Origin of the sequence: Pseudoalteromonas sp. SiA1 (assembly GCF_018732205.1) — a bacterium.
GTDB classification, from domain to species: domain Bacteria; phylum Pseudomonadota; class Gammaproteobacteria; order Enterobacterales; family Alteromonadaceae; genus Pseudoalteromonas; species Pseudoalteromonas tetraodonis.
On record NZ_CP076084.1, the window covers coordinates 1,912,988 to 1,929,746 of the forward strand.

At 38.9% G+C, this 16,759-nt stretch carries 15 protein-coding genes; 5 read left to right on the forward strand and 10 right to left on the reverse strand.

Translation table 11 applies throughout. The features are described 5' to 3' along the window. Positions 1 to 114 precede the first annotated feature (114 nt). On the reverse strand, positions 115 to 1,059 hold the full coding sequence (locus KK487_RS08825; RefSeq protein ID WP_128583789.1) for a LysR family transcriptional regulator: 945 nt from the start codon (positions 1,057 to 1,059) through the stop codon (positions 115 to 117). Positions 1,060 to 1,183: 124 nt separating this feature from the next. Between KK487_RS08825 and KK487_RS08830 the strand changes: the two genes are divergently transcribed. Both KK487_RS08830 and KK487_RS08835 read left to right on the forward strand, forming a co-directional pair. After that, a complete protein-coding gene (locus KK487_RS08830; RefSeq protein WP_024603122.1) occupies positions 1,184 to 2,131 on the forward strand; it encodes a sodium-dependent bicarbonate transport family permease in 948 nt (315 codons plus the stop codon). Between the two features lie 317 nt (positions 2,132 to 2,448). After that, the gene (locus tag KK487_RS08835) at positions 2,449 to 3,618 is read left to right on the forward strand and encodes an MFS transporter (RefSeq protein ID WP_128583790.1); all 1,170 of its coding nucleotides are present in this window, start codon (positions 2,449 to 2,451) and stop codon (positions 3,616 to 3,618) included. Between the two features lie 46 nt (positions 3,619 to 3,664). On the opposite strand, the gene helD is transcribed toward KK487_RS08835, so the two are convergent. Further along, positions 3,665 to 5,788 (reverse strand): DNA helicase IV, encoded by a 2,124-nt coding sequence (gene helD / locus KK487_RS08840; RefSeq protein WP_128583791.1) that lies wholly within the window; start codon positions 5,786 to 5,788, stop codon positions 3,665 to 3,667. Positions 5,789 to 5,994: 206 nt separating this feature from the next. On the opposite strand from helD, the gene KK487_RS08845 reads away from it, so the two are divergent. After that, positions 5,995 to 8,037 (forward strand): methyl-accepting chemotaxis protein, encoded by a 2,043-nt coding sequence (locus tag KK487_RS08845; protein WP_013465120.1) that lies wholly within the window; start codon positions 5,995 to 5,997, stop codon positions 8,035 to 8,037. Positions 8,038 to 8,109: 72 nt separating this feature from the next. Here KK487_RS08845 and KK487_RS08850 read toward each other — a convergent pair whose 3' ends face one another. The 3 genes from KK487_RS08850 to KK487_RS08860 all read right to left on the reverse strand — a co-directional run bounded on the left by KK487_RS08850 (position 8,110) and on the right by KK487_RS08860 (position 10,328). Beyond that, positions 8,110 to 8,817 carry a pirin family protein gene (locus tag KK487_RS08850; protein ID WP_128583792.1) on the reverse strand — a complete coding sequence of 236 codons (708 nt, stop codon included), beginning with the start codon at positions 8,815 to 8,817 and terminating at the stop codon, positions 8,110 to 8,112. A gap of 29 nt (positions 8,818 to 8,846) precedes the next feature. Next, positions 8,847 to 9,797: a glutathione S-transferase family protein gene (locus KK487_RS08855; protein WP_024601612.1), complete on the reverse strand. Its 951-nt coding sequence runs from the start codon at positions 9,795 to 9,797 to the stop codon at positions 8,847 to 8,849. Positions 9,798 to 9,875: 78 nt separating this feature from the next. Continuing rightward, a complete protein-coding gene (locus KK487_RS08860; protein ID WP_024601611.1) occupies positions 9,876 to 10,328 on the reverse strand; it encodes a DoxX family protein in 453 nt (150 codons plus the stop codon). 124 nt (positions 10,329 to 10,452) lie between these two features. Between KK487_RS08860 and KK487_RS08865 the strand changes: the two genes are divergently transcribed. Then, complete coding sequence (locus tag KK487_RS08865) at positions 10,453 to 11,352, forward strand: LysR substrate-binding domain-containing protein (RefSeq protein ID WP_036954450.1); 900 nt, start codon at positions 10,453 to 10,455, stop codon at positions 11,350 to 11,352. 74 nt (positions 11,353 to 11,426) lie between these two features. Here KK487_RS08865 and KK487_RS08870 read toward each other — a convergent pair whose 3' ends face one another. The 3 genes from KK487_RS08870 to KK487_RS08880 all read right to left on the reverse strand — a co-directional run bounded on the left by KK487_RS08870 (position 11,427) and on the right by KK487_RS08880 (position 14,368). Then, complete coding sequence (locus tag KK487_RS08870; RefSeq protein WP_013465125.1) at positions 11,427 to 11,837, reverse strand: hypothetical protein; 411 nt, start codon at positions 11,835 to 11,837, stop codon at positions 11,427 to 11,429. A gap of 207 nt (positions 11,838 to 12,044) precedes the next feature. Next, positions 12,045 to 12,890 carry an HDOD domain-containing protein gene (locus KK487_RS08875; RefSeq protein WP_013465126.1) on the reverse strand — a complete coding sequence of 282 codons (846 nt, stop codon included), beginning with the start codon at positions 12,888 to 12,890 and terminating at the stop codon, positions 12,045 to 12,047. A gap of 179 nt (positions 12,891 to 13,069) precedes the next feature. Then, entirely contained in the window at positions 13,070 to 14,368 is a 1,299-nt protein-coding gene (locus KK487_RS08880) for a porin (RefSeq protein ID WP_036954447.1), read from the reverse strand. Positions 14,369 to 14,716: 348 nt separating this feature from the next. On the opposite strand from KK487_RS08880, the gene KK487_RS08885 reads away from it, so the two are divergent. Beyond that, positions 14,717 to 14,962 carry a hypothetical protein gene (locus tag KK487_RS08885; protein WP_013465128.1) on the forward strand — a complete coding sequence of 82 codons (246 nt, stop codon included), beginning with the start codon at positions 14,717 to 14,719 and terminating at the stop codon, positions 14,960 to 14,962. A gap of 76 nt (positions 14,963 to 15,038) precedes the next feature. Here the strand turns inward: KK487_RS08885 and KK487_RS08890 are convergent, their stop codons facing one another. Both KK487_RS08890 and KK487_RS08895 read right to left on the reverse strand, forming a co-directional pair. Then, positions 15,039 to 16,382 carry an SPFH domain-containing protein gene (locus KK487_RS08890; RefSeq protein ID WP_036954443.1) on the reverse strand — a complete coding sequence of 448 codons (1,344 nt, stop codon included), beginning with the start codon at positions 16,380 to 16,382 and terminating at the stop codon, positions 15,039 to 15,041. Further along, positions 16,375 to 16,713, reverse strand: coding sequence for a hypothetical protein (locus KK487_RS08895; RefSeq protein WP_024601607.1), 339 nt, complete (start codon positions 16,711 to 16,713; stop codon positions 16,375 to 16,377). The genes KK487_RS08890 and KK487_RS08895 overlap by 8 nt, the downstream gene beginning before the upstream one ends. Positions 16,714 to 16,759 lie beyond the last annotated feature (46 nt).

The following is a 16,759-nucleotide window of genomic DNA, read 5'->3' on the forward strand; positions in this document are numbered from 1 at the left end:
ATCCATTTTTGCGTTAAAATATCTATCTTTAACTATTTTCACTTAGATACTTGTATGTGAATAACTACAGCAACTTTAATACCAACTTATATTTTTTCGCTTCGCTTTAACTCTTTATTTTAAATTAAGCCCATTTAGCTCATTACGCACCCATTGCTTATCGAGATATTGCTCTAAATTCAGCTGGGCAAATTTTAAAAAGCTGCGCGCAGCATGAGAAATATGCCTGTCTGTGCGCACTACAAAATACCAATGGCTGGCTAAGCAGGTGTCGGTTACATTGAGCACTTTAAAACTGTTATCGCCTTTAGGTAATACATGATGGGAAAGCACCGCAATCCCCATTCCCGAGGAAACAGCAACCCGTATGGCTTCGTTACTGGCCATTTTCACACTATCACTAAGGACTAAACCACGGCTTTGTAATTCGCTTTCAAAAAGCATACGCGTAGCAGAGCCTGGCTCTCTTAATAAAAATCGATATGGCATTAAATCAGCTAATGTTAATGCTTTTACATCGGCAAGCGGATGATCAAGCAGCACAATAAAGACCAAGGGGTTATGTAAAAAACGCGCAGCTTGGGCATGTTCAAGTGATGGTGGGTGGCTAAACACATAAATATCGTCTTCTCCACGCTCAAAACGCGCTAACACTGCAGAGCGGTTGCCAATTTCCAATGGCAGCTCTACATGGGGATGGGCATTACTGTAAGGCCCAAGTAACTTAGGCAAAATATATTGTGCAGTGTTTACCATGGCAATTTTACAGCGCCCGCGCTCCCCGCCTTTAAGCTCGGCTAAATAGTCTTGGTAATCATCAAAGTGCCCAAACACTTGCTCACAAGTTCTAAATAATTGTAAGCCAGCCTCGGTAACCTGTAATTTTTGCTGTTGCATAACAATTAAAGGCTCATTAATGGCTTCTTGTAAGCGCTTAATTTGCAAAGAAACAGTAGGCTGGGTTAAATGCAATTGCCGAGCTGTTTCGCTAATGGAGCCGGTTTTAACTACACTCATAAAGACTTCGAGTAGCCTAAATGATAGTTGCCTTGTGTTCATTATTCACCTCATAGATTTTTACCTATAAGATACTATCATTCATTTTATTATTTACTATACAAAGATAGGCTTACAATAGCGCCGCTTAACAAATTGAGTAACTAATAACAAAAAGGAGAACAGTGTGCCTGATATCGTCGTAATGTTTTTTATTTTAGGATTAGTGGCGGGGATTTTACGTTCTGATTTAGCGATACCTAAAGCCACTTATGACACGCTAAGTCTATTGTTAATGCTCACCATAGGGTTAAAAGGTGGCATGGTGCTGCATGGAAATTTAAGCTGGCAGCTTCTTCCTGAAATGGCCTCGGTTATGTTACTCGGTGGCCTTATTCCCCTCACTCTTTACCCTATTTTAAAATATGTTGTTAGACTCAGTGTGGCTAATAGCGCCAGTATTGCCGCGCATTATGGCTCGGTAAGCGCAGGTACCTTTGCAGTTGCATTGGCTTATGCAGAGTCAGCTAAATTAGAGGTAGGTGCTGAGGTTACACTGTATTTAGTGATGCTCGAATTACCTGCCATTATTGTCGGTTTAATGCTTTATCGTAAACTCGATAAACAACATAGCCAAAGTAATACACTGTCACTCAAAGCGCTTTGGCACGAAACACTTACTAACAAAAGCGTGATTTTGTTAGTTGGCGGTGTGATCATCGGAATGATGTATGGCACACAGCAAGGCAGTCAAGTAACCAGTCTCTTAACCAGTAGTTTTAAAGTAGTACTGGCATTGTTTTTACTTGAAATGGGTTTAGTGGCTGCGCAAACTCTGCGCCCATTTCCTTGGCAGCATTGGAGACTCGCTGCATTTGCTATTATTACTCCGCTATTTTTAGGTACTATCGGCGTGGCTGTAGGCACACTATTAAAATTAGAATTAGGCTCGGTGGTGATACTCGGTAGTTTAGTGGCTAGTGCGTCTTATATTGCAGCCCCTGCGGCAATTAAAGCAGCCGTTCCCAAGGCTGATATTGGCCTAGCTATGCTCAGCTCTTTAGGGGTAACGTTTCCGTTTAATGTGATTGTTGGTATTGGTTTGTACCATAAGCTTGCGCTTGCCATGCACTAAAATAAACACCAATAAAAGCCCAACATGGGCTTTTATTTTTTAACTATGCCCCGCCATTACTACGTTATCACCCTCTTTAAAAAATCAACAAATATAAAACAAAAACGCTAACTTATTTCTACAATCAGATTGCAATTAAGCGATTAGTTTACGTAAAAAAACATTTTAAAAATCATTTTGATTGAGCAATTAAAAAACACTTTACTTGGTATAAAAAGCAGCATAAATTCGCAGCCAAATTAACCTGCTTCAAATAATCGCGCCACTATCACACCTAAATCAGCAATTATTTAAACCCTTTTTATCGGAATAATCTAATGGTGGAACTTGCCGCTAATAGTAAATCAAATAATCCTTTAGCCCCTGTTATTGGTTTATCTTTTTTTGCTATTGCTTCGGGCTTTTTAATGAGCCTGATCCCGTTATCACTGAGTGCTTTTAAGTTAAGTATTGATCTTGCGCCTTGGCTTGCCAGCGTCTTTTATTTTGGTTTACTTATTGGCGCGCTGTGTATTGAGCGTGTGGTAGTAAAAATTGGCCACCGTATGGCATTTATCGCATTTTTAATGTTGCTGATCATCAGTGTTATTGCGCAGATCATTTCCCCTACAGCCACAATGTGGTTAATTGCTCGCTTTGTTGCTGGTATTGCTGTTGCGGGAGTATTTGTAGTGGTTGAGTCGTGGTTGTTAATGGCGAATACACCTAAGGCGCGAGCTAAACGCTTAGGTTTATATATGACCTCTTTATATGGTGGCAGCGCTGTGGGGCAATTAGCAATCACACCGCTTGGCACTGAAGGTGCCGTACCGTATTTATTTGTCGTGGCCCTTTTGGCGTTGGCTATTTTAGCTCCATTATTAATTACCACAGGCCAACCTAATGCTCAGCAATTACAAAAGCTGCCACTTAAAGAGTTAAAAACTCTCAGCCGCCCTGCTATTTTAGGCTGTTTAGTATCAGGATTATTACTAGGACCTATTTACGGGTTATTACCTATTTATATAGCCGCGCAAACTGATCAAGCCCAATATACCGGCTTACTTATGGCGGTGATTATTTTAGGTGGCATGCTGGTGCAACCTTTAGTGAGTTATTTATCAACCCGTATTATAAAAAGCTTACTTATGGCTATTTTTTGTTTTGTTGGTGCTGCCAGCGTAATGGGAATATTAAACGCGCATAGCTTTGGCGGATTAGTTGTAAGTTACTTTGTATTAGGTGCGTGTAGTTTTGCACTTTATCCGATTGCAATTACTTTAGCGTGCGACTCGTTACCTATGGCAAAGATAGTGTCAGCCACTGAAATAATGCTGCTCAGCTACAGTGTTGGCTCTGTATTAGGCCCGTTGTTGGCAACGCATTTTTCTGATGCAAGCCATGGTGTGCTTATTTATTTAGGTGGTTGTTTAATTACCACCTGTATTTATATGCTCATAAAAAGTATGAAAAAAATACCCACAGGTAACACCCCTGTTGCAGGTTAACTAACGCAATAGACCGCTTAAGCTTATTCGTTTGCCACTAAGCGGTTTATACCTGCGCTACCACTTTACTAGCTATGTTTTTTAACTCTTTTAGCTCAATTTGATGCTCGTTTATGAGCTCGTCAACAAAACAGCTGCGGTTGTTGTCATCACTTATGATAAACACCTTGTGTTTAGCACGAGTGAGCGCCACATAAAATAAGCGTCGCTCTTCGCTATGGGCATACAAATCTTTAGCGGGTAAAAGAGCTTCTAACATTGCAGGCGATGGCTTAGTGCTCGGAAATCCAAATTGCCCGCCATGCATACCTAATATAACTACATAATCGGCTTCTTTACCCTTTGAACCATGAAAGGTATCACACTCAATTTGTAATGAAGAAAAGGTGTGCTGCAAGGCGTTAATATCGGCTTTAGTAGGTAACTGAAAGCGATAGCGTGCCAGTAAATACACAACAGCGGGCTTATTTTTGTTGATAGTGTCGAGTAAATGGGCAAGTGCCCCATTATTTAGCTCAGCTATTTTTGTATTTTTGCTTGAGACAACATTCGCTGTTTTTAATACGCTAATAGCGGGCTTTGTCACTTGTGATAACGAGTTAATTTGCTTAGCTAACTGGGCAGGGTTTTTCATGATAAAACATGAAGCAACCTCACTAATTTTATTATTAAAACGAAACGTAACATCCAGTATGGTTTGTGTGGTAAAACCAAAATGTGCGGCAAATTCTGTGGTCAGGCGCATATCAGCACCACTAAAACGGTAAATAGCTTGCCAGTCATCGCCTACTACAAACAATGAGCTTCTAGGCTTACTATCGCGCAGCGCTTTAACCAGCGCCGCACGCGTAGGCGATATATCTTGAAATTCATCAACCATGATATAACGCCAAGATGATATAAACTTTCCTGTATTAACATAATCGAGGGCTTTGAGGATCATATCGTCAAAGTCTATTTCACCTTGAGTATGTAAATAATGGTTATAGTTGGCTAATAATGGCTTTAATAATTTCCAAGCCTGCTGTATCTGCTTTGAATCGTTCTCAAGCGTTATATTTGCTGTTTTATACACGCTAATTAATTGACTAAATAAAGTCGCTAATTTGGTTAAATAACCGCCAGCTTTTATCTCTTTTAGAAGCGCTATATGATTAGGCTTTGCAGTGCTTAATTCAAACCCACTTTTAACGTCATTAAGATTGTTATTTATATAGTTTACCAATGCTTTAGCATACTGTGGCTTAGCATTAGCAAGCGATTCAAAACACCCTTCAACCCATTTTATTTTAGCTTTTTCGTTTTCAGCAAGTTTAGATATTTTAGGCGTTTTTCTCTCAACCTCACTAATAATTGTTAAACCTAAGCTGTGAAAAGTAGCGGTTTTTATAGCCTGTGTATTCAGCTTAGCTTTAATACGTTCGTCCATTTCACTGGCAGCTTGCTTACCATAGGCGAGTAATAAAATATCATCGTAATTAGCTTGCTCACTGTTAACTAAATAGCCCGCTCGCGCAACCATTACACTGGTTTTACCTGTGCCGGCACCTGCTAATACGAGGTTATTATCGTCATCAATAATGCATGCCCGTCTTTGCTTCTCAGTAAGTGGGTTTGCTTCAACGTTATCGAAAAAACCAGCATAACGCTGCAACTGTGTCTGTGTGTATTTATGCTGTAAAAAGCGAGTTAATGGATCGCTCCACTGACTATATTGTTCGAGCAGTTTTATTTGCGTGCTAACAACAGCCAATGCCTCACTCTTTTTTATCCAAGGTAACCAGCGGTTGTATTGTTGTTTAACGCGCTGTTTTATATCTGCCACATAGGATTGACGCAAAAATTGATGATGTGCAAATTGGTTAATATTTTCTAGCAGCTCATTTAATGGTTCAATATTATTATTGACCCATAGCTGATCCGTCTTAGCTTTAAGTATTCGGTGACTGCCATAAGCCCTCATCCACACTCGATACTGCCTAGACTTTGTTGAAAAACGTAGTGTTTGTCCAAAAACCCCATATTCATAACAAATAGGCGAGGTTAAATCGCACCAATTCAGTGTATCTGTGTGCTTTTTGTTGTTAATGACTAAACCTTGTTGATTAATATCAACAGCGAGGTGTTGGGTAAACAGGCGGCCAAATACGCTGGGGAAAATAGAATTCATTAACAGCAGAATTCCTTTATAAAAATGAACCAATTAACGCTATTTTAAGGTAATACGCGCTGTAAGGATAATAAATCTGGCGGTAAAATTTTCAACGCGTTAAAGTAGAACAAAAAACAACCAATCAATTTATCCATTTCCTTGGCATAACTCCCTATTGTGACTAATATTTACTCTACATACAGTGATTTAACAAGGATTGAAACATGCGAATTAACTCAATTAGAACCAAAGTTATTTTACCTATTGCTTTTTTAGCACTGATCCTTGCAGGTTTACTTGTTTCAATTGCATCAATTACTTACATACAAGACAACGCGATGAAAAGGCAAACCGAAACCTTTTTTGAAGCCGTTACCGTTATTTTAAATGCTGACAGAGACATATACCAAGCACGTATTGCACTGGAAAATCTACTCAGTGCCACAGGCGATAATGAGACCAATAAAGCAGAGTTTTTAGAAAACGCTGAACAAGTCAAAGACCGCTTCAACAAATACTTAACGTACTTAAAAGATGAACAAGCACTATTGTCAAAACATGACTCTTTTTCTCGTTTTGAGCCTTTATACAATCAATGGCTAGACCACAGTAAAACGTTAATGGATTCCAGTCACTCACAAGGTAAAATGCAAAGTGATTTGAATCAAACTGAATCTGAATTTTTACAAATACGAGAAATGATGGATCAAGCAGGTGAAGAGCTTCGCATCCATACCAATAAACAGCAGCAAGATAAAGTCGGCTCAGAGTTATTAAGTCGCTATGTAGAAGCAATGGCCGAGGTGCTCAATGCAGATAGAGATATATACCAAGCTCGACTAGCAAAACAAAAAATTGTAAACCAACATGGCGAATTGGCACAAAACCAAAAACTATTTGAAGAAAATGCAGCTCAGGTTATTCGTCGTTTTAATAGTTACCGCAGCTACTTAATTGATGAGCCACAACTGACACAAAAATACGCTAATTTTGATCAACTTTATCAACAGTGGTACGAGAAAGGAAAAGCGTTAGTTTACTCAAGTTCGGCTAATCAAATAGCCTTAATTGATGATAATTTAGCGCAAGCAGATAAAAGCTTTAATGAATTGAGAGAAATACTTGATATAGCGGGCGAAGAAGCGCGAACCTATGCCCGAAAAGTAAAACATGAAGTGCAAGCTAGCATTCAACTTTTTGAAAAAATTGTGTTTGTTATCATTATTATTGCCTTTATTGTTGCTTTAGCTGTGGGTTATTACATCCCTAAAAAACTCACCGACAATATAAATAATATTACTCTACGAATCCAAGAAATTGCCGCTGGTGATGGTGATTTAACGCAAAGAATTAATACTACATCACATGACGAGCTCGGTGAGCTGAGTAATGAGTTTGATAACTTTTTAGCGCACCTGCAGCAAATAATAAAAAACATTCAGCAGCAATCCATTCAACTAGGTACTGTGACCGGCGATCTTAATAATGTCTCTGATACCGCGATGGACGTGACCCAGCAACTTGCTAATGCGTCTGACTCTATTGTAAGCGCTGGTCATGAAATGGATATGGCAAACCAGCAAATGGCTGAGCTGGCTAAAAATACCGCCCACGAAGCTGATATTTCTAGCGAGCAGGTACAGCAAGGAGTTCAAGCCATTGATGTATCGAGTAAAGCAATTGAAGATTTAATCAATGATATTCAATCGGCTTTATCTAATTCTATTGAATTAGAAAGCAGCTCAACCGATATTACGTCTGTACTTGAGGTCATTAGAAATATTGCCGAACAAACTAACTTATTAGCGTTAAATGCCGCGATTGAGGCTGCCAGAGCTGGCGAGCAAGGCCGAGGGTTTGCCGTTGTCGCTGATGAGGTTAGAACGTTGGCTACTCGCACACAACAAAGCACCGATGAAATAGATACAATGATCCAACGCTTAAATAACAATGTAAAAGCGTCATCAGATTCTATTAAAAACAGTCAAACAAATGCTAATGCCACACTCAGTAATTTTGATGCCGTTATTAGTATTTTTAGCAACCTAACTCACGCCTTTGAAAAAGTGCAGCAAATGTCGGCCGAAACCGCACAAGCAACACAAGAACAATCCCATGTAGCAAACGAGATTAATAGAAATTTGGTATCGTTAAAAGAACAGTCAGCACAAATGAAACAAATCTCTGAGCAAACAACATTGCAGTCAAAAAATGTATCAGCGCTTTACAAGCAAATGAAATCGCAAGTAGATAGCTTTAAGGTATAGTGCTGTATGTTTTTAAAACAATGGCGCAGTGTTTACTGCGCCATTAAGATAAACCCAACTAAGCCGAATAGCCTAGGCTAGTGTATCAATAATAATTATTTCACACTCTGTTGCTGCAGTTAGCGTGATAAAATCAGCATGAGTGACCTCAGCACCATCCCCTTTGTTCATGGTAATTACACTGTTTTTGTCATCTACAGTAAATGCACCATCAGATGCAAGTACATAAGCTTGATGATCAATACGCTGAGTGATGGTGGTACCTTTTGCAAGCTTTCCACCATAAATGCGTGCTTGTTGATTGATAAATAAGGTGTTACCCGCATCTTCTGCATAACCCGACACTAAAAGCGTAAGCTCGTTAGCTACGTCGGTCGGAAATTTTTTACTTTCCCAACGCGGCGGCACATCTTGTTTATTACTTTGAATCCAAATTTGATAAAAAGTAAGTGGCTCATTGGTACGATTATACTCAGAATGCACAATACCTGTGCCTGCACTCATTACCTGCACTTCACCTTGCTCGGTTATGCCTTTATTACCCATACTATCTTGATGAGTAATGGCACCACTGCGTATGAAACTAATAATTTCCATATTTTTGTGTGGATGCGCTCCAAATCCCATTTCAGGTGCAACCCAATCATCATTAACAACGCGTAGTGTACCAAAGCCCATACGTGTCGGATTATAGTAATGTGCAAAACTAAAATGATGTTTAGATTTAAGCCAACCGTGATCGGCACTGCCTAAACTATTCTTTGGATAATGATTGATCATGGTCTTTCCTCAAAAAGAATAAACATTAATTAATATGGACGTTCACGGTCGTGTGGAGCATCAAAATGATGCTTTGCACCCAGCGGTACTATTTGTGTTGGATTAATCGTTAAGTGGCTTACATAGTAATGCACCTTTGTGTACTCTAAATCGACTGTTTCTTTAACACCCGGTACTTGGTACAGCTCGTTAACGTAATTGCTAATATGGTGAAACTCGCTTAATTTTTGACGGTTACACTTAAAATGCCCGTGATACACCGCATCAAAGCGAATGAGGGTTGTAAATAAACGCCAATCAGCTTCTGTAATAACATCACCAACGAGATAGCGCTGCTTAGCTAAACGCGCTTCTAGCCAGTCTAAACTATCAAATAGTGCGGTGTAAGCCTCGTTGTAAGCTTCTTGTGTAGTAGCAAAACCGGCTTTATATACGCCATTATTAATGGTGTTATAGACACGGTTATTCACGGCTTCAATTTCTTCACGAAGTGGCTCTGGATAATAATCATCAGTATTGCCAGTGAGCTCATTAAACGCACTATTAAGCATACGAATAATCTCTATTGATTCATTATTTACAATAGTTTGCGTTTTTTTATCCCATAAAATCGGCACAGTAACCCGCCCTTCATAACTAGGATCGGCTTTTAAATACAATTGATAGGCGTAATCTAAGTTATAAAGTGGATCGCCCTGCTCGCCAAATTCCCAGCCGTTTTCCATCATGGGAGCTTCAACAATACTCATAGAAATAATGTCTTCGAGCTGCTTTAATTTACGAAAAATAATCGTTCTGTGCGCCCAAGGGCACGCTAGCGATACATATAAATGATAACGCCCCGCCTCAGGGGTAAATTTGCTTTGTGGCGCTGATGAAATAGTATCCCTAAAACGGCTGTCTTGGCGTACAAATTTACCGTCGCTTTTTTCGGTGTCGTACCATTTATCGACCCATTCACCGTTAACAAGTAATCCCATGTCCGCCTCCTAAGTATGTAGAATGTGCCAACCTTACGCAGATTGGCAGCTTAAAGTTCAATCAGTTATATGATCAGCTTATTGGTTTAATTTGTTATGAATTTTTCCATCAAGGGATAGCTTTCCAGCTCCTTGAATAAATAAGGCCAAGGTAATTGCCAACAACGATAAACCAAACTCGTAACCGTTGTTGCTCATAAATAAGCCGTTATCTATATGTACGGTAAAAATAGCAACCACCATAGTGATAGCCAGTACAAAACTCGCAGGACGCACCAGCAAACCAACGATGAGTAGTAACCCACCAAAAAATTCAGCGCCACCCGCCATTAATGCCATTAAATAGCCCGGTGCTAAGCCAATCGACTCCATCCATTGCCCTGTGCCTTCCAAGCCATAGCCACCAAACCACGCAAACAGTTTTTGTGCCCCATGAGCGCTAAACACTAATCCTGCAATAAGCCTTAATGGTAGTGTTGCAAAAGACTGTTCAGTTTTTGTGATGACAGCTGTGATATTTTTAATCGTCATAATGTTTACCTGTATTGTTTCTGTTGATTATGCAGCTATTGTATAAGTTGAATTAAAATTAAATAACTCCTATTATTTGCTTTATATGTTCAAATATTTTGAACAGTTAATATTTGGTATGATGATGAATACACCCCCCATTAGCATAGAAGCTTTACTGGTATTAGACGCCATTGAGCATCGTGGCAGTTATGCAGCCGCTGCAGAGCAACTTAATAAAGTGCCATCAGCCCTGTCGTATATTGTTAATAAACTTGAAGAGCAATTAAATGTAACTTTGTTTCAGCGCCAAGGTCGGCGAGCAGTTTTAACCCCCGCAGGTAAACATTTACTGAGCGAGGGGCGTAAAGTGCTCAATGCTATAAATAATTTATCGGAGCAAACACAAACCATAGCTAATGGCTGGGAGCCTAGAATGCGGATTGCTTGTGACTCAATTATTGACGTAACTAATGTTTTTGCTGCTTTGCAACAATTTTTAATTGAACATAAAAGCATTGAAATTGATGTAAAAGAAGAGGTCATGAGCGGTACATGGGAGGCGTTAATAGAAGACAATGTTGACTTAGTGATTGGTGCACCCGCCCCCGTGCCTGCTCAAAAAGGGATCAGGGCAGTGAAAATAACGGATATTCAAAATGTACTTGTGGTTCACCCAACCCACCCTTTAGCAAAAGAGCAAAAACCCATCAAGCCTAGTGAGCTTGGTCAATACACCACAGTGATAGTTCATGACTCTGCAAAACAAAGTATTCCGTGGTCAGCTAATTTAATCGAAGGTAGTCAACGTTTTTATGTAAGCTCCGTAAAACAAAAAATTACCGCTATTTTATCGGGAATCGGGATTGGTTATTTACCAGTAAACCTTATTGCTGAACATATTAAAGCTAAAAAACTTCATGTTGTGGAGCTCATTGAACCACGTCCTATTCAAGACTTATACCTTGCATGGAAAATAACCAACAAAGGTAAAGGATTAAAAAAATTGACTCAACTTTTAATCGACAATAATTTACAGACATGAAATAAGCCAACTACATAAATGCAAAAGCCCATGCTAACTAAATTAGCATGGGCTTTTTTAATCACTAATAGATTTTATAGAGCAAGATCTTGCTTAGCACGTGTTAAATTGTGCGACACTAACTCGTTACCTGATATTTGCTGTGCTTCGTAAAAGTCAGATAACGCTGCGGTTTCGTTTTTAGCCATTAAACGGCCAACACCGCGGTTACTTAAAGCAAATGAAGTCAGCTCACGTACTTTAAAACGTGGGCCTGTACTTTGCTGTAATAATGTAATTGCTTTTGAACAAATTTCTTCAGCTTGGCTGTAGTTTTTTGATTTTACATTTAATGCGCAACTGTTAAATGCAACTTCGAATTCTTGTGGGGCTGTTGCAGCCTCTTCAATAACCATTAACTTGTAGTCACTTTGATCAGCCATTACAGCAGCTGAGCAAGTTAATAAAGAGCCAAGAGCGATGGTTTTGATAAGTGAGCGTTTCATGATTAGTTTCCTATTTGGTTAGTCGTGCTTGTTGCCGACAACTAAACTTTAGAGTGTTTACTTAATCTCGACAAACGATTAAAAACAAACCAATAAGTGAAAAAAACTAACCTATAGACTTTAGTCTAATTAAACTGAGCATATTCGTTTTAATAAAAGCGACAAATAACCGCTCGTTTAACTAGGCTGCAAACCAGGCATGATTATTTACTGATTTAAGTAATCAATAACTTCTTCTTGTAAATCAATATATTCATCTTCAGACATATTTAACTTTTTAAGTATAAACGGTTCAAGGCGCTCCCAATCTTTAATTTTTTCATCACGTAAAATACTATTTACTATGCTTTCAGAGAGCTTTAACACACAAAAACAGAGCTGTTGATTAGGATCGGATGTGTCCTCAAGTAAACTTAAATCATGATGGCGTAGAATAAGCTGGCAAATATCTCTTGGTAAATGCCAACTCGATGCTAAGTAATAGCCGATAATGGCATGATTAGCGCCATAAACACGATCTTCAATATCAACTAAACTTTCTTTACTGCTTCTATTTGAACCATGCAGCACATTGACGTAGTCGTCATATTTAATCGCCATCGGAACTATGCCGCAATCATGAAATAAACCGAGAGTGTATAAGTATTCAACTGGAATTTTATTTTTTACTCGCTGCCCAACAATCATGTTTACATTAGCAATTTCAGACGCGTTATCCCAAAAACGCTCTAAACTAATACAACATGTTTTTTGTAAAAACATTTGCTTTAATTTAAGCGCAGGAATAAGTGCTTCTATGCCATTCCAACCTAAAAACATGATGGCTTGTTTTATGTCAGCAATGCTTCGCACTAAGCCGTAAGCGGGTGAATTAACAATTTTTAAAATAGCAGACGATATGGCCACATCTTTAGCAACGATATCTGCAGCAGCCATTAAAGACGGCTCATTTTGACGTGCTAATCTATCAAGATCATCTAAAATTTGCGGTTTTGGGGGAATAATAAAGTTTTTGTTTACATCAGATAATACCTGCTCATTAACGACAAACATCGATGTCTAGCCTCCAGCTAAGCTATATGGATTATTTATTTAATTCCATTTGAACTTTTATACTAGAAGTTGATTAGAGATTTATCAATTTGTAGGTGCTGAAATTGGTAGGGTAAAAATAATTTTTAAAACGACGGCAGCACACGCCCGGTATATAGACGTGTGCTTTGAATATTAGCTTAGAAGTAATAGCCAATATTAATGTTGAAGCGACGCTCAGTTTCGCTGCTATCGCCCGCTAATGAACCGCCAACAAACGGCATGTTTTTACCATGAACTAAATCAAAGTAAGTAAATAAGCCACCTGCAGCTACTGAAAAGCCTGTTACGTTCATCCACGTATCTTTGCTGTTGTCTGATTTGTCGTAAATAGCGCTGTAGTCATTATAAAACTGTAAGTTTGTTACTGCGCCCCATTGCACCGGCACACTGTATGCTACGTTTGCACTCGACATAGTTGCTTCCGCTGCCATGCTATCGTAAAACGAGTAAGCGCCTACAGCAATACGGTTTACGTTATCAATATCGTAGTTATATTCACCGTGTTGAAGTTGCAAGTTCCAAGGGCCCATATTACTGTTTAAGTGAAGCGCCCATGCGTTATAGTCACCTGCGCGGTCAACACCATCATGCAAGCCACCAGCAAGCGCTGACACACCAATTTCAGTTTTACCACCCTCATGCTCTATGTGGTAGCCGTAACGACCTGAGAACGTATTATATTCGCCAATTGGATTGGTCGGCTCAGCGTAAACACCATCACCAGCTTCTCTAAAACCAACAATATCGTATGAGTAGCGATCGCTGCGGTTATCTACATAACCATCAACACCACCTAATTCATCATTTTTGAAAAAGCCTAAATCAAGCTGCCAGTTATCGGCAATTTTACGCTTAAATAACACCCCTAAATCGTGGTCGTCTTCAAGGCCAACGTAATAGTTAGTGCTGAAAAAGTAGTTATGTGAATTGTAAGGCCAGTTACCAAAAGGAACCTGAGTAATACCTGCTTGAACTTGCCAATCATCAGCAAAATCGTAAGCAGCATAGGCGTATTTAACAGCTGTCATGTAATCAAAAAAACGAATTTCAGCGTTTAGTTTTACATCACCCACATCGCCTGAGAAATTTAGACGAAAAATATCAAAGTCAAAATCGCCGCCGCGATTTTTATTATCGTCATCATACGAAGTATGGCTGTAGTTGGTTCGAACAGCACCACCAACTTTAATTCCCTGAGGCTTGTGTTCATGTTTAGCTACTTTAACTTCAGCTGTATCTTCTTTCACTTCAATGGTGCGTTCGATTGTCTTTTCACTTTTTTGCTCTGCTTTCGCAAGTTGCTTTTGCAGCATTTCCACTTGTTTTTGTAAGCTGCTTAATTGCTGCTTTACTTTATCAAGATCTGTATCTGCATGTGCCGGATGTGAAAAAACAACCATAGCCACTGCTAGTGCTAAAGGTTTCATAGGTGTCATAATTTGTCCTTGCTTGCCTTGTTGATATTATTAACTCGAACTTGGTCAGCGTGAGCTAAGTACCTGCTTGATTTTACATGTTGTTTTACAATGATAACGTATTTTTACAACTCTTCAATTACACCTTGTGATTTTGCGCAACACAACAGCAACACACAAACTACTTTTTAGCAGGGTAAGCATGACAATTAATCATCATTTTAATAAATGAAAGCAGCAGCTTGCAAAATTAAAGCTTAAAAAAATAGTAGGATGATCATGTACCTATTTTTAATGTGTTATTATTTAAAAATCATATTTAAAACAGCCAGTTTGTTGCTACATATATAAATTAAGGACTCTCCAAAAATGAAAAATAACGATACCTTTAACACAATTGCTACGTTAATTTTTAAGCATCTTTATAATAACTTTCCAAGCCCAAGCCAGTTAGATCCTGAACAATTAATTAGCGATGCCTCAGATCATCAAGGTGAGCAAATAAAAGGAACAATTGCGTTTCTTCTTCATGAGGAATATATATTTTCGACGCCCAGCGCCACTTTTTTGCTAACCGAAAAAGGCTTTAGCCACGCTTTGTGCCCTAAGTTTTAAACTCACCACTTACAAAGCGATACCACAAAAAAAGCCCTAGCAATTAAAGCTAGGGCTTTATAATGATTTTTAACGTTTATTTTTTCTCTTTTTCTAAACGCTTCTTAAGGCTCAATGCCGCGTCGGCCGCCAGTAAGCGCATAAATTCAGAACCATTATTTTGCTCACCCTGCCCTGCACCTATAACAATTTCAGGCACTAAGCGACTGTTACCTAAGCTATTAAATAAAGCCGTTTGAATTTTAACTTCTGCTTTAAGTGTTTCATCAAATACATACTTAGGATCAAGCGCTGCTGATTTTGCGCGTAAACGTGCTTCAGCTAAAACGTCCATACCTAATGCTTCTAAGCGTTGCTGTTTTAAAATTTCTTCTTGCTCTTTTGCAAGCTCCGCTTTAACAGCTACACGTTGCTGAGCAGAAATAATCGCATTCGCTTTTATTCGTTCTGCATCAATTTGCTCTTTAATTTTTAGCTTTTCAGACTCAGCTCTTTGCTTTGCAATCGCTTGTTCGCCTAATGCCACTTCAGTACGTGCTTGTTGCTCTGCTTTTTTAAGGTTTTGTCTTGCCAGCGCTTCATCAGCAGCCGCTTGTTTTTGCGCCTCTAAACGTGCATTTACTTTATTTTCGTAATCAATATCAATAATACTCGCATCAACGACTGTGATCCCATAAGAGCCTAAAATAGGCGCATTACGTAGCGGATTACCTTCATCATCCATTTTAATATTAATAGTAACGCGCTGTTGCTTACTTAAGTTACTTAAATCATCTGTTTTATCACGCTCACCGGTACTAATAATTTGCTCAGTAACAAAAATACCATTAGTCAGTTGATCAGAAAAATCCTGGCTTAACTGGCCATTACCACCTGAATAATGTTGTTCAACCGACATCATACGAGCCGACGCTTTTACATTTTCAGTGGTCGCACGCATTAAAAGGTTAGAAATTAGGGTTTCTTGAGAGCCAAATTCTTCATGAATTTTTAATAAACCACGCAAAGCGCCCGACTCACTAGCGGGTACGTTGCCAGGTAATCTAAAGCGGGAAACACCTCGTGCTCCACCAGTCGTGGTATCTAAGAATCGAATAGGAATTAACGGAACAATAGCACTGGCTGTTGCACTGCTATCGCCGGTAAAGTTAATTGAAATAACTTTTTTATAGGCTGATGTCGTGCCAAATGCTTTTAAGTAAGGGCCCGCTTGATTTATTACCGTTAAATTACCGGTAAAAGCTGACTGATGAACTAGCCGTTCATCGGCTTCATTCCATGAAATAACCTGCGAAGTTAATGTTGCAATCACTGCTAACACCACAACAACGGATGTTAGTAAAATCACATTACGACGGCCAAAACGTGCCATAAATGAGGTATTTTTTGCCTCAGCGACTGCTTGTTGCTCGCTATCCATTTTTAGTACTCTCCATGTTTAGTTTCTTTTTAACAAAATACGTAATTTCTTGTTCGCTTAAATGCGCACAAAAACTACCCGATCGATGCAAATCTATAAATGTTGCAAGGATCTCTTGTTTGCCTTTAATTGTTTTTTCCTGGTTTTCTTGGGTTTGGTTTTTCTCGCTAAGTTGAGCAATAAGATCATCAATGATGGTGTCTTTATCAAATAACACATTATATTCTTTTGACTTTCTTACTCGGCTCTTACGTATATTGCTGTAAATCACATAAAGCGCCACACACAAAATAATAACAAGCGTACTTAACCCAATAATATAAAAAATCATAACGTCTGCTTATATTAATTGAATAATTAACCCCAACAACAAATGT

Excerpts from the sequence above, each read along its gene's own strand:
- KK487_RS08825 (WP_128583789.1), bottom strand. The coding sequence starts at position 1,059 with ATGAACACAAGGCAACTATCATTTAGGCTACTCGAAGTCTTTATGAGT.
- KK487_RS08835 (WP_128583790.1), top strand. The coding sequence starts at position 2,449 with ATGGTGGAACTTGCCGCTAATAGTAAATCAAATAATCCTTTAGCCCCT.
- helD (WP_128583791.1), bottom strand. The coding sequence starts at position 5,788 with ATGAATTCTATTTTCCCCAGCGTATTTGGCCGCCTGTTTACCCAACAC.
- KK487_RS08845 (WP_013465120.1), top strand. The coding sequence starts at position 5,995 with ATGCGAATTAACTCAATTAGAACCAAAGTTATTTTACCTATTGCTTTT.
- KK487_RS08850 (WP_128583792.1), bottom strand. The coding sequence starts at position 8,817 with ATGATCAATCATTATCCAAAGAATAGTTTAGGCAGTGCCGATCACGGT.
- KK487_RS08855 (WP_024601612.1), bottom strand. The coding sequence starts at position 9,797 with ATGGGATTACTTGTTAACGGTGAATGGGTCGATAAATGGTACGACACC.
- KK487_RS08860 (WP_024601611.1), bottom strand. The coding sequence starts at position 10,328 with ATGACGATTAAAAATATCACAGCTGTCATCACAAAAACTGAACAGTCT.
- KK487_RS08865 (WP_036954450.1), top strand. The coding sequence starts at position 10,453 with ATGAATACACCCCCCATTAGCATAGAAGCTTTACTGGTATTAGACGCC.
- KK487_RS08870 (WP_013465125.1), bottom strand. The coding sequence starts at position 11,837 with ATGAAACGCTCACTTATCAAAACCATCGCTCTTGGCTCTTTATTAACT.
- KK487_RS08875 (WP_013465126.1), bottom strand. The coding sequence starts at position 12,890 with ATGTTTGTCGTTAATGAGCAGGTATTATCTGATGTAAACAAAAACTTT.
- KK487_RS08880 (WP_036954447.1), bottom strand. The coding sequence starts at position 14,368 with ATGACACCTATGAAACCTTTAGCACTAGCAGTGGCTATGGTTGTTTTT.
- KK487_RS08885 (WP_013465128.1), top strand. The coding sequence starts at position 14,717 with ATGAAAAATAACGATACCTTTAACACAATTGCTACGTTAATTTTTAAG.
- KK487_RS08890 (WP_036954443.1), bottom strand. The coding sequence starts at position 16,382 with ATGGATAGCGAGCAACAAGCAGTCGCTGAGGCAAAAAATACCTCATTT.
- KK487_RS08895 (WP_024601607.1), bottom strand. The coding sequence starts at position 16,713 with ATGATTTTTTATATTATTGGGTTAAGTACGCTTGTTATTATTTTGTGT.